We start from the raw sequence: 12,177 nt of genomic DNA on the forward strand, positions 1-12,177 counted from the left end.
ATGATAAGAGATAGCAAATCATTTTTAATCGGAATGGTTATGTTACTATCCTTCATAGGTATCTACATCTATATGATGAGTCCATCCTTTGGTGATGGCAGAAACGGTTTGGAATTTGCTGATGATATGTTCAACTCCATTTCCAAAGGCTCTGCCCAAGAGGTTGTGCAAGGTGAAGTGAAAAAGGCAGAAAAATGGATTGGCACAGAAATTGAGGTAAATCTCACAGGCAAGGATGCAGATCAGGCTGAGAGATGGGCCGCTGCCATGCAAAAGGTTGATGGTGCTGTAATAAATGTGGATCAAGAAAAAATCTCTTTGAAGACCGATTTTGGCAAACTGCTGGCTAATATCTCCGAAGATTGTGTCGTAATGTATGATAACAAAGGTGATGTTTTACAGCAAAAATATAACACCGATCCCAGAGATGCCACGAATCGTTGGTACAGTATTACCAAAGCCATCTCTAAGGATCTGGAAAAACAGCAAAAATTCCAAGAGTCAATCTACCTGCAAACCTATCAGAAAAAAGTTATCGAGCCCGCCTATAACTACTATGGGGTAGAGACCAAATTTGTTAAAGATAACAAAGGCGTTATGACCTTCCTGTTAATCTTCTATATGGTTTACACCCTCTGGTACGGCTTTGCAATCTACTACATCTGTGGCGGCTTTGGCATTACGATGACCAAGAGTGCCAAGAAAGAAGCGTAACGAAATACTCCAAACACCCTGTGCCTGCCAGGGTGTTTTTTTTTGGCCTTCAGAGTGACGATAAATGGCAAGATGATTACGAATCTGGTAATATTGTAGTGATATATTTTTGAGAGAATGATAAAACCCGTCAAATTATCAGGGCTAGTTATCCCCCCTCGCTGATGCAATATCCCATAGTATTTTATCAGTGTACGGTTAATCCAGCTTACGAGCGGTTATTTTTAGTTTAAACGAGGTGAATTTATGGATTTATTTAGCTCATCCAGAAGCAGCTTACAGGCTGCCCCTTTGGCCGAAAGAATGCGACCTCGGAACCTGGATGACTTTATTGGTCAGGAACACATTGTGGGTAAAGGGAGGTTGCTGCGCCGCGCCATTGAGGCCGATAAGTTAGGGTCCATTATTTTGTATGGTCCACCGGGCAGTGGCAAAACCACCTTAGCCACCATTATTTCAGAAATGACGAAGGCTAACTTTGTTAAAATTAATGCGGTTTCTGCCGGGGTAGCAGAGATTCGTGCAGAAATAAAAAAGGCCCAAGATAACTTAAATTTCTACGGCCAACGGTCCATTTTTTTTATTGATGAGATTCATGCCTTAAAAAGAGGGGCTCAGCAGGATTGTTTGCTGGAAGCGGTGGAAAAGGGTGTGGTTACTATTATCGGGGCAACCACAGAAAATCCTTATTTTGAGCTTAATGGGGCACTATTGAGCCGTTCCAGGATATTTCAATTGGCGGAACACAGCTCCAATGACCTAAAACAATTGATTCAGCGTAGTCTTATGGATGAAGAAAATGGTTTGGGTATGTACCGGGTGCAGCTTGCGGAGGATGCGGTAACACACTTTATCGAAATGTCTGGTGGGGATGCCAGAAATGTTCTCAACGCCCTGGAGCTAGCGGTGCTTTCAACGGCACCCTCAGAGGATGGTTGCCGCCACATTACCCTGGAAGTGGCGGAGGACTCCACCCAGCAACGCTATATTCGCTATGACAAGTCTGGTGATAATCACTATGATGTGATATCGGCCTTTATTAAAAGCATTCGAGGTTCTGCGCCGGATGCGGCCCTGCACTATTATGCAAGAATGACTGCCGCAGGTGAGGATCAGCGCTTTATCGTTCGCCGCTTAATTGTTCACGCTTCCGAGGATATTGGTATGGCTGATCCCCAAGCTATGTTGATGGCCCATGCTGCTTGGAATGCCTTGGAAACAGTTGGCCTGCCAGAGGCTCGCATTCCCATTGCCCAATGTATTCTTTATTTAGCCACGGCACCAAAAAGTAACAGTGTCATAGCAGCCATTGATGAAGCCATGGGAGATATTAAGAATAAAGCTGCAGGCAGGGTACCACTTCACCTTAAAGATACTCATTACAGAGGTGCCAGGGAGCTGGGGCATACTGGGTATAAATACCCCCATAACTACCCTGGACATTATGTGGAACAACAGTATCTGCCGGATGCTTTACAGGGAGTAACCTATTATAGACCTACGGAGCAGGGTAGGGAAAAATTAATAAAAAAACGCTTGTCTCTAAAAAGCAAAAAGGAATAATCTTTTAGACAGGGAATTACATATTAAAGATGAAAGGGGTAAAGAGGTGTCAGAGATAACCAATCAATATATTAACCTAGCCCAAAGACGCTCCCAATTGGCCTATTTAGATATTACGGAAAAAGAAGTTCAAGTGATGATGGCTCATAAAGAGTTGTTTATGAGTGAAGCCCAAGGGGTAGTAGATAAATTTTATCAGCATGTATTAAATTTTCCTTATTTAAGAGAACTTTTGAATCGATATAGCACGGTGGAGCGTTTAAAGGAAGCCCAAAAAATATATTTTATTTCTTTGTGTGAACCACTGAGTGATGATTACCTTCAAAGAAGGTTATTTATTGGTAAAAAGCACCAACAGATAGGGCTATATCCCAATTGGTATTTAGGTACCTATCAAATTTATATCGGCCAAATTCAACGCATTTTAGCTAACTATCATGGAAGCTGTACGGAAACCTATGCCGAGGCATTACAAGCCTTTTTGAAAAGAATAAACCTGGATATGCAGTTAGCCATTGAAACCTATATTTTAGACCAACTGCAACAGCTTATTTCCTTTCAAAAGGATATCGGGTCAGTGGCAGAAATAATCGATGACATTGCCGAACAGACAAATATGCTTTCCTTAAATGCTTCCATCGAAGCAGCCAGAGCTGGCGATCATGGCCGAACCTTTGCGGTGGTGGCTCAAGAAGTAAGAAAACTGGCCCAGAGATCTTCACAATCCGCCAAGGATATTGCCCAAATGGTGGCTTCTAATCAGCAGGTCATTGAGAAAATGAAAAAAACCTCCGATGAATAATAAGACCCCGTGGGGTCTTTTATTTATTCGGTTAATGTCAGCCATTCTTCCAGAAAAGAATCAATTTTAGACCTTTTACCATCGATTTCCCTGCTAAGTTCTAAGCATGCAGTATAATCCTGGGAGATTGCCGGGCTTGCCAATGAAATTTCCAGCTGGTTAATGTCCGCCTCGGTTTGGGCAATTAACTGTTCTAACTCTTCAATTCTTTTCAGGCGCTTTCTTTCCTGTCTTTGCAATTCTTTATTTTCTAAATAACTTTGCTTACCAACCTGCTCCTTGACAGTCGCAATTTGGTTTGATTGCGAACTTTTCTCAGCTTTCTTTGCCAGGTAATAGTCATAGTTACCTAAATAACTGGTCACTCCGGTGGGGTTTAGCTCAATAATTCGGCTGGCCATTTTATTGAGAAAATAACGGTCGTGGGAAACAAACAAAATGGTTCCAGGATAGTCAAGCAAAGCACTTTCCAAAACCTCCCGGCTTAATATATCCAGGTGGTTGGTGGGTTCATCCAGAATTAGTAGATTTGCCTTTTCCAACATTAATTTAGCCAGGGAAAGTCTAGCCCTTTCCCCCCCGCTGAGAGCAGCAACTTTTTTGTAAACATCATCCTCCCGAAAGAGGAAATTACCAAGCACTGTTCTTACATCCTTTTCGTCCATCAGACGGTAATCGTCCCACAGTTCATCCAGCACCGTTTTTTGTGGGCAAAGTTTTTCCTGTTGTTGGGCATAATAACCGATGCTAACATTGGTGCCTAGGCGGATGTTCCCCTCAATTGGAGATAATTGACCTATGATGGTTTTTAACAAAGTGGATTTACCAATGCCGTTAGGGCCCAAGAGGGCTAAACTTTCACCCCGTTCCAGGGAAAAGCTAATGTTAATTGCCAACTTGGTATTGGGATAGCCAATACTAAGCCGGGAAGTCTGCAAAACATCTTTGCCACTTTGACGGTTAATATCGAAGGAAAAATAGACCTGTTGTTTGGATATAGGTGCTTCCACCAGTTCCATTTTTTCTAGCAGCTTCATACGGCTTTGGGCCCTGCGGGTGGTGGATGCCCGCACAATATTGCGCTGGATAAAATCCTTTGTTTTGGCAATTACTTCTTGTTGTTGTTCAAATTGCTTAAGCTGTGTTTCCTGTTGCTGCGCCTTTAAATCAATAAAACCTGAATAATTGGTTTTATAAGTGGCAGCAGTACCATGCTCCAACTCAATAATGCGGTTTACCACCATATCTAAAAAATAACGGTCGTGGGAAACCACCAAAACTGCCCCGGTATAGGTTTGTAAATGTTGTTCTAACCAGGATAAAGTGTGTATATCAAGATAATTAGTAGGTTCATCAAGAATAAGTAAGTTTGGTTTACTTAAAAGGTTTTTGGCCAGAGCCAATCGGGTTTTTTGCCCACCACTCAGGGATGAAATGGGGGAATTATGGTCTAGATCTGAAAAATTAAGACCTTGCAAGACACCGCGAATCAATGAATGATAGCTATAACCCCCCAGGTCACGAAAGGTATCCGAGAGATGGGCATACTCTTCCATAATTTTTTGATAGGCTGCAGGGTTATTAAGCTGGGCTTGACCCATGGTCTCTTCCAGTTGCCTAAGCTTATGTTCCATATCCATTAAATGCTGAAAGACCGACAGCATTTCTTCATAAATGGATTTTTGGGAATCCAGCCCACTGTCCTGTGCCAAGTAACCAATGGTTAAACCGGCTTGTTTAAAAATATCTCCGCCATCGGGACTATGCTGAGCGGTAAGTATTTTCAAGAGAGTTGATTTTCCAGCGCCGTTAACACCCACCAGACCTATTTTTTCATGATCCTGGATTGAGATGGTGACGTTTTTTAAGACCTGTTTTACACCAAAGTATTTAGAAATATTGTTTGTCTGCAGTAATATCATTTTAAACTCCTCCAGTATAAAAGTTTAACCCAACTGGTGAAACGTTACAAGAAAGAAGTATAATTTAGCTATTAGCTATCCTGGAAAATGGCCATGAGCCGTGGGCCATGGGCTTTTAGCCATCAGTCATCAGCTGTCAGCCATCAGCCTTTTTGGGCTTCCATAAACCTTTGTCATCCTGAGCGGCAGCGAAGGATGACAGAGATAGCGGTTTTTAAAGCCCATGGCCCACGGCCCACGGCTCATGGCCATTTTAAAGGATGCTAAAAGAAAGGGTGTGTTAGCATGGAGTTAAAAATTACTGTGGTAGCTGAAAATTCCGTAAATAAAAGAGATCTCATGGCAGAACATGGTTTGTCCCTACTGGTTGAAACTCCCGAGTTTTCCTTGCTCTTTGATACGGGACAGGGTTATACCATTGAATCAAATGTTCGAACCCTGCAGATAGATCTTACCCAAATTGATGCCATTGCTTTAAGTCATAGCCACTATGACCATACCGGGGGACTTAAAAAGGTTTTGGCTTTGTCTGGGCCCAAACCTGTATATGGGCACCCGGCAATATTTGATGAAAAGTTTTATCTGGACAAGGAAGGGGAACTGCACCCCAATGGGATACCCTTTAGTAAAAGGGAATTAGAGGCCCTGGGGGCTGAGTTTCATCTGGGTACTAAACCGATCTATTTAAGCAATAATATTATCCTGGCTGGTCAGATTCCCCGGGTAACTGATTTTGAAGAAGTAAACCCTCACTTTGTAGTCAAAAGGACTGAGGAATATCCTGTAGATCCCCTGCCCGATGATCAAGCTTTATTTATTAAAACCTCCAAGGGGATTGTCGTTATAGTTGGCTGTAGCCACTCAGGCTTGATAAATATATTACTCTATGCTAAACAAGTAACCGGGGTGGAGGATATCTATGCTGTGGTGGGTGGCACCCATTTGGTGGAAGCAAAGGATGAAAGACTTTCTCATACAATCGAGGCCTTAAAAGAAATGAAAGTAGAAAAACTGGCTGTTTCTCATTGTACAGGCTTTCATGCCCAGATGAAACTGAAAGAGGCCTTTGGTGACGACTTTGTATTAAATAATGTCGGTCACTGTATGAAAATAGAATAGCTCTCCTTGCCGCCAGTGGTACTATCAGAAAATGAAAACTTTATGTCATCCTGAGCGATAGCGAAGGATCTTGGGGATAGCCCCAAAGATTGGTGGCAGCGTTGAAGTTTTGGTAACATAGCCGACGGTTGACGTCTGGGGACTTGTTGACTAAATACATATTCCCTCGGATGCCGCACATAGAGTAAGCTTTTTTTGTCGGTTTAATTTTTTAATCGCCTTTTCCCTGGACAGTGCTTGGCCCTTGGTATAATCCCCTTCCACATAGGCTAACTGCACAGGCAGCCGGCAACGGGTATATTTGCTGGCCTTGCCTTGGCCATGCATGAGTAGTCTCTTGTACAGGTCATTGGTAATTCCTGTATATAAGGTATCGTCAGAACATTTCAGAATATAAACTACATAGCAATCATTCACTTTAATAGTACCCCTTTTGTTAGGATTACTTCTTTATTATAGTAATGGCAGACAAAAAAAGGTAGTAAAAATAATAAATGGGCTGTAACTTAAAAAGTTACAGCCCATCATCTTATTCTGTATCTTTAATCAATTGTTCCTGCTTAGGGCAAGCCCCTTTACACTTGCGGTAAAAATTATAACAGGTGAAAAATAACCAACCAACTTGTTTTTCTCTGGTTTCATAATCCATTTTAGGTTCGATGGTAACAACTTCATTTACCTTTTCACAGAATTTTTCCAAGAATATCCCTCCTAGTCAAATAACTAACTATATATTGAATTGTATTCCAAAATTAGCTATAAAACAACCCCCTATAATAAATAGATACATTTTATGTAAGGCATAATGGATTAATAATTAATTAAAAAAGAAAGGGAGTTTGTCCCGTCATCTTTATATAAAACTGCAAAAAATGCAGGAACAAGTCTTTTTATCAAGAAAATAGTAATTTAAGGAATTGGATTTTGCTTTTTCGTGTAAAATTATGGTAGTATGCCGCTGGAGGAAGGAAGAACACCATGATAAGAGTTTCTGGAATAAAGTTGACCTTGGATCAAGATGAAGCTGATATTAGAAAAGGATTATTGTCGAAACTCAAAATCAAGGAAAGAGATTTGCTTGACTATCGTATTTTTAAGCGTTCCGTGGATGCTAGAAAAAGGGATCAGGTCTGTTTTATTTATACAGTGGATGCAGTGGTTGCCCATGAAGATAAAATCCTCAAGAAATTTGCCGGGGACAAAGATGTATCTTCCTCCCCAGATCTTGATTATAAATATATCAAACCAGGAGTGGTTCCTTTAAAGAACAGACCAATCATTATTGGTACTGGCCCTGGGGGGCTGTTTGCCGGATTAATTTTAGCAGTTATGGGCTATCGGCCGTTATTGCTGGAAAGGGGAGCGGATGTTGACACAAGAAGCGAGGCAGTGAGAACCTTTTGGAAAACCGGCAAACTTGATACCGAATGTAACGTCCAATTTGGTGAAGGGGGAGCGGGGACTTTTTCGGATGGTAAATTAACAACCTTAATACGTGATCCCCGCTGTCGCAAAGTTTTGGAGGAAATGGTGTCCTCCGGGGCACCAACTGAGATATTATATTCCCATAAACCACACGTAGGGACAGATGTTTTACGGTGTGTAGTGAAAAATATTCGCCATCGGATCATAAGCCTGGGTGGGGAAGTTTGTTTTAATGCCAAAGTATCAGATATTAAAATAGATCAAGGAAAGTTAACCGGCGTCGTGGTAAATGATGAAGAATTAATTAAAGCAGAAGTGGTACTGTTGGCCATCGGCCATAGTGCCAGGGATACCTTTAAAATGTTATATGACAAAGGTGTCAAGATTACCCCAAAGGCCTTTTCTATTGGGGTAAGAGTTGAACACCCCCAGGAATTAATAAATCGTGCCCAATACAAGCAGTTTGCCCACCATTCAAAGCTTGGGCCGGCAGAATATAAGTTGGCCTATCACTCATCAAGCGGACGTTCGGCCTATACCTTTTGCATGTGTCCCGGGGGTGTCGTTGTGGCTGCCGCATCTGAGGAGGGTGGCGTTGTAACCAATGGTATGAGTGAATATGCCCGCAGTGCTGAAAATGCCAACAGTGCGTTATTGGTGGGAGTAAGGCCTGAAGATTTTAATAGTGAGCATCCCTTAGCCGGTGTAGAATTTCAGCGTCAATGGGAAAGGAAGGCCTTTGAGCTAGCAGGAGCCAATTATCAGGCACCAGCTCAATTAGTGGGAGATTTCCTGGCAGACAGACCATCACGGCAAATTGGACAGGTGGAACCTTCCTACCGCAAAGCTGTGTCTTTGGCGGAGCTTAAACATTGTCTGCCCACCTATGTGGTGGAAACTTTAAAGGAAGCAATTTTGGATTTTGATAAAAAGTTAAAGGGCTTTGCCTTGCCAGAAGCAATCCTTACAGGGGTTGAAACCAGAAGTTCTTCGCCGATTCGTATTGAGCGTAACGAGCAGCAGCAGTCTAACATGGGGGGGCTTTATCCGGTGGGCGAGGGGGCAGGTTATGCAGGGGGCATTGTGTCTGCCGCAGTGGATGGTATTCGTGTGGCAGAAGCGGTTATAGCTAAGTATAAACCCCTAGGAGATGGAACCTATGTCTAAGTCTAAAAACAAAATTATTGTTATTGGGGGAGGAGCGGCCGGCCTGTTGGCAGCAATTGTGGCTGGTCGGTGCGATGCCCATGTTACTATTTTAGAGAGAAATCAACGAGTTGGCAAAAAAATTCTTGCCACGGGCAATGGCAGATGCAATTTAACCAATATGGAAATGGATATAGGGCATTTTCATGGTTCTTCTCCTAAATTTGCCATTACTGCCTTGCAGCAGTTTAATAATTATCAAGCCATCGAGTTTTTTGAGCAATTGGGTATCTCTCATAAAGTAGAGGAAAGGGGCAAGGTCTATCCTTTTTCCAACCAAGCCTCCAGTGTTCTGGACGTATTAAGGCACGAATTGGAACGTTTAGAAGTAGAAACCATCGTAGAGGCAGAGGTTAAGGAAATAAAGAAAAATAAAAACGGTTTTGACGTTACCATAAAAAATGGAGATAATTTTTTTGCCCATAAAGTAATCCTAGCCACCGGAGGGAAAGCTGCTCCAAATTTGGGTTCCACAGGAAGTGGTTATCAACTGGCGGAAAAGTTGGGACATCGTTTAGTTGAGCCCTATCCTGCCCTGGTTCAACTAAAATTAGCGGAGTCCTTTTTAAAGCAGATAAAGGGCATAAAAATTGATGGCGAAGCTGCGATTATCGTTCATAAAAGGCCAATGGCCCAGGCCCAGGGTGAAATCCTATTTACAGAGTATGGTATATCAGGACCACCTATTTTTGATCTTAGCCGTACTGCGGCCCAATGGCTGCATAAAAACAAACAGGTGTGGCTTAAGGTAAGCATAATCACCCATCTTTCCAGGGAAGAATTGGCCCAGTATATTCTGAAACGATTTCAGGACAACCCGACAAAAAATCTTGTTTTTAGTTTTGTAGGGTTTATTAATAAGCAACTGATACCAGTATTGTTGAAACAAGCGGGGATTCGTGATATTAATAAAAAAGTAGCAGAGGTTACATCTGCTGAACGGGAGAAAATACTTGATATTTTACAAGACTGGCAATTTGAAGTCATCGGAACCAACACCTGGACTGCTGCTCAAGTAACAGCCGGTGGGGTTGATGTTCGGGATATTAATCCCCAAACAATGGAATCAAAAATTGTTCCAGGATTATATTTTGCTGGTGAAATAATGGATATAGACGGTGACTGTGGTGGGTATAACTTACAATGGGCCTGGTCCTCTGGTTATGCAGCAGGAAGAAATGCGGTATTGGCATGATTGGTTATTAATCTTCCTCCTCTACAGTCCATTCATCCGGCCAGTTCATAATCTTACTGATTCGATGTGAGTTGCCATTTATAAAGCGGGTAGCAAATTGGTCGGCGTCCTGCTCGGATTTTTCATCGTTATTGGTTAAGAAGCTGTTGACATATTGGAATCGGTGTCTTAGTTCATGAACGAGGGCGTGCAGGGAGTAAAGCTGTTTACTGTGTCGATCATCTCCATCATCCGTTTGGACAAAAATGTATATGGCGGCAGTATCCGTTGCTTCATCATAGGTTCCTTCCAGATCACCTCGCAATTCCTCTAATGAAAAGCTTAAGCTGCGGGAGAAGAATTTAAAAATATCTAGCCTGGTTTCATAGACCACGACGGTTTTGGGCCGGTAGTCCTTACCCAGCAGCTTTATAAGCTGTTCAATTTGTTTATTGGTGATGATGTTCTGGTTATTAATGATTTTCAACTAGGTCACCTCCCTTTGATATCTCAGGATGACATAGTATTATATTATCCCACCTATATTGTCAAGATTTATTTCAATTAAGATTAAAGATAAGATTAAAGAGAGGTTCTATGCTAAGATTAAGTATTTTAAAATTAAAGATGCCCTTTGGGGCAAGAATGATAAAAACCGCCCTAGCGGTGATGATAGCAGTTTTTCTGGCCAGGGAATTTGAGTTAAATGCAGTTGTTGCTGCTATAACAGCCATTGTCAATGTGCAGCCCACCTTAAGTAGATCCCTGCACAATGCTTTTGAACAAATCATTGTCCATATTGTTGGTGTAATCATTGGCTTAACCATCGGATTTCTGTGGTCACCAGGCCCACTGGCCATGGGGATTGCTACACCGCTGGTCATTTGGTCTGCCCTAAGATTGGGATTTGGCGAAGTTGTTATGGCACTGATGCCGATGGTTATTATCTTAAGTTCACCGGAAGAGGCCTTTTTATCGGAAGCCCTTTATAGAAGTCTGGTTATATTTTTAGGTTTGGCCGTGGGTATGGCTGTTAATGGACTGGTTGCCCCGCCCCGTTATCGGGACCGATTGCTGGTAAGTCTGCAAAAACTCAATACTGCAACAGTGGATTTCTTTACGGAGATGACGAATGATTTTATCATTCCCCAACAAAAGCCCTTTGAAGCTTACGAAGAAAAACGTCAGGAGGTTAAAAGCATCCTCAAGGAAAGCCGCTTGTACCTTGAATTATGGAATGAACAATTGGGACGGCACAAATCCCCCTTCCCCTGGCAAGACCAAATGCTGGAACGCTATATTGATTTTAATGCTAACCTTTACCATAAATGCAAAGATATTTATGAGAATACAAAGGAACGTATTGCCTGGCGTGAACATATGGGAAACCCTGTCATATCCGAAGAATTTGCGGCAATTTTAGCGATGCTGCAGCACGGTCTAATTGAGTTTCAACGGTTGAATGAGCAGTTAAGAAGGTCTATATTCGAAGGAAAGCCAGCCCAAAGCTATCCTGTGGACGATGAATTTTGGCAAGAGATGAGTGATTATGTAGATATGTGGCACGAGAAATTAACCGGTGCCTATTATATGCATGCTTTACTTTTTTTAGCCGTGGTTGCTAATAACTTAAAGTATGGAACCCGTGCCACCAAGGAATTTTTAAACATGATCAACGAAAAGCAAAGCGCAGGAACCTTTGCTAAAAGAAATAAGTCTGCCGTCCGTTCTTAGAAGAATTTAGAATATGATTTAAATTATGGTATAATGAGAAAATATTGCGGCACAGAGGTGAAAATATGAGCACATTTGTGGATGACCTTCAGAAAAAAAGACGGGTATTTACCGTGCTTTTTGTTGCTTTTACAGCTATTTATGGTCTCGTTTTCTGGCAAGGGGAGACTAAACTAACGGAACATCAACTTCAATATGTTGTCTTAGGCTGGAGATTGTCTTTGGCAGCTCTTTCCCTATGGTTTGGCTACGCCATCGGTCTCAAACAACACACCGTATGGTTTGTCAGTTTGTTAGCCATTTTACCAGTTGTATCGTGGATTGGCGTCCTCTACCTGCTGTTTAAGAGTGGATCGATGCTGTTTGAGGCGAAGAAGGCCCAAAAAGGAAGCAAAGCACAAGTAACTGAGAGGGAAAAGGGTGGCAAGAAACAGGGAAAGAAAAGGAAATAATCGTCATCAGCCGTTAGCCCTCAGCTTTAGGATAGCATTAGAGCGGAGTGCGGAAGACAAAAGAGG

12 protein-coding genes are annotated in these 12,177 nt (G+C 42.1%); 8 read left to right on the forward strand and 4 right to left on the reverse strand.

Annotation, left to right across the window (positions count from 1 at the left end; all coding sequences use genetic code 11):
* The 3 genes from AC1U9Z_RS12525 (at position 1) to AC1U9Z_RS12535 (ending at position 3,079) form a co-directional block, all read left to right on the forward strand.
* A complete protein-coding gene (locus AC1U9Z_RS12525) occupies positions 1 to 714 on the forward strand; it encodes a hypothetical protein (RefSeq protein ID WP_333529261.1) in 714 nt (237 codons plus the stop codon).
* A gap of 246 nt (positions 715 to 960) precedes the next feature.
* Positions 961 to 2,277, forward strand: a complete 1,317-nt coding sequence (locus AC1U9Z_RS12530; protein WP_333529262.1) for a replication-associated recombination protein A — start codon at positions 961 to 963, stop codon at positions 2,275 to 2,277.
* Between the two features lie 46 nt (positions 2,278 to 2,323).
* Positions 2,324 to 3,079 (forward strand): globin-coupled sensor protein, encoded by a 756-nt coding sequence (locus AC1U9Z_RS12535; RefSeq protein WP_333529263.1) that lies wholly within the window; start codon positions 2,324 to 2,326, stop codon positions 3,077 to 3,079.
* Between the two features lie 23 nt (positions 3,080 to 3,102).
* Here AC1U9Z_RS12535 and AC1U9Z_RS12540 read toward each other — a convergent pair whose 3' ends face one another.
* Positions 3,103 to 5,001: an ABC transporter ATP-binding protein gene (locus tag AC1U9Z_RS12540; protein WP_333529264.1), complete on the reverse strand. Its 1,899-nt coding sequence runs from the start codon at positions 4,999 to 5,001 to the stop codon at positions 3,103 to 3,105.
* A 285-nt stretch (positions 5,002 to 5,286) separates the two neighbouring features.
* Here AC1U9Z_RS12540 and AC1U9Z_RS12545 point away from each other — a divergent pair, with 285 nt between their 5' ends.
* Complete coding sequence (locus AC1U9Z_RS12545) at positions 5,287 to 6,120, forward strand: MBL fold metallo-hydrolase (RefSeq protein ID WP_333529265.1); 834 nt, start codon at positions 5,287 to 5,289, stop codon at positions 6,118 to 6,120.
* Positions 6,121 to 6,270: 150 nt separating this feature from the next.
* Here AC1U9Z_RS12545 and AC1U9Z_RS12550 read toward each other — a convergent pair whose 3' ends face one another.
* Both AC1U9Z_RS12550 and AC1U9Z_RS12555 read right to left on the reverse strand, forming a co-directional pair.
* Positions 6,271 to 6,537: a GIY-YIG nuclease family protein gene (locus tag AC1U9Z_RS12550; protein WP_333529266.1), complete on the reverse strand. Its 267-nt coding sequence runs from the start codon at positions 6,535 to 6,537 to the stop codon at positions 6,271 to 6,273.
* A 112-nt stretch (positions 6,538 to 6,649) separates the two neighbouring features.
* Entirely contained in the window at positions 6,650 to 6,820 is a 171-nt protein-coding gene (locus tag AC1U9Z_RS12555) for a hypothetical protein (RefSeq protein ID WP_333529267.1), read from the reverse strand.
* Positions 6,821 to 7,098: 278 nt separating this feature from the next.
* Between AC1U9Z_RS12555 and AC1U9Z_RS12560 the strand changes: the two genes are divergently transcribed.
* Entirely contained in the window at positions 7,099 to 8,712 is a 1,614-nt protein-coding gene (locus AC1U9Z_RS12560; protein ID WP_333529268.1) for an NAD(P)/FAD-dependent oxidoreductase, read from the forward strand.
* A complete protein-coding gene (locus AC1U9Z_RS12565; protein ID WP_333529269.1) occupies positions 8,705 to 9,946 on the forward strand; it encodes a BaiN/RdsA family NAD(P)/FAD-dependent oxidoreductase in 1,242 nt (413 codons plus the stop codon). Before AC1U9Z_RS12560 ends, AC1U9Z_RS12565 begins: the two co-directional genes overlap by 8 nt.
* A 7-nt stretch (positions 9,947 to 9,953) precedes the next feature.
* On the opposite strand, the gene AC1U9Z_RS12570 is transcribed toward AC1U9Z_RS12565, so the two are convergent.
* Positions 9,954 to 10,412: a hypothetical protein gene (locus AC1U9Z_RS12570; RefSeq protein ID WP_333529270.1), complete on the reverse strand. Its 459-nt coding sequence runs from the start codon at positions 10,410 to 10,412 to the stop codon at positions 9,954 to 9,956.
* 110 nt (positions 10,413 to 10,522) lie between these two features.
* On the opposite strand from AC1U9Z_RS12570, the gene AC1U9Z_RS12575 reads away from it, so the two are divergent.
* Positions 10,523 to 11,659, forward strand: a complete 1,137-nt coding sequence (locus tag AC1U9Z_RS12575) for an FUSC family protein (RefSeq protein ID WP_333529271.1) — start codon at positions 10,523 to 10,525, stop codon at positions 11,657 to 11,659.
* 65 nt (positions 11,660 to 11,724) lie between these two features.
* Complete coding sequence (locus AC1U9Z_RS12580) at positions 11,725 to 12,111, forward strand: hypothetical protein (protein WP_333529272.1); 387 nt, start codon at positions 11,725 to 11,727, stop codon at positions 12,109 to 12,111.
* Positions 12,112 to 12,177 lie beyond the last annotated feature (66 nt).

The sequence above is a fragment of the Desulfotomaculum sp. genome, from assembly GCF_982386235.1.

Bases quoted from the DNA above. Each gene is read 5' to 3' on its own strand.
- AC1U9Z_RS12580 (WP_333529272.1), top strand. From the start codon at position 11,725: ATGAGCACATTTGTGGATGACCTTCAGAAAAAAAGACGGGTATTTACC.
- AC1U9Z_RS12525 (WP_333529261.1), top strand. From the start codon at position 1: ATGATAAGAGATAGCAAATCATTTTTAATCGGAATGGTTATGTTACTA.
- AC1U9Z_RS12540 (WP_333529264.1), bottom strand. From the start codon at position 5,001: ATGATATTACTGCAGACAAACAATATTTCTAAATACTTTGGTGTAAAA.
- AC1U9Z_RS12530 (WP_333529262.1), top strand. From the start codon at position 961: ATGGATTTATTTAGCTCATCCAGAAGCAGCTTACAGGCTGCCCCTTTG.
- AC1U9Z_RS12575 (WP_333529271.1), top strand. From the start codon at position 10,523: ATGCTAAGATTAAGTATTTTAAAATTAAAGATGCCCTTTGGGGCAAGA.
- AC1U9Z_RS12565 (WP_333529269.1), top strand. From the start codon at position 8,705: ATGTCTAAGTCTAAAAACAAAATTATTGTTATTGGGGGAGGAGCGGCC.
- AC1U9Z_RS12560 (WP_333529268.1), top strand. From the start codon at position 7,099: ATGATAAGAGTTTCTGGAATAAAGTTGACCTTGGATCAAGATGAAGCT.
- AC1U9Z_RS12545 (WP_333529265.1), top strand. From the start codon at position 5,287: ATGGAGTTAAAAATTACTGTGGTAGCTGAAAATTCCGTAAATAAAAGA.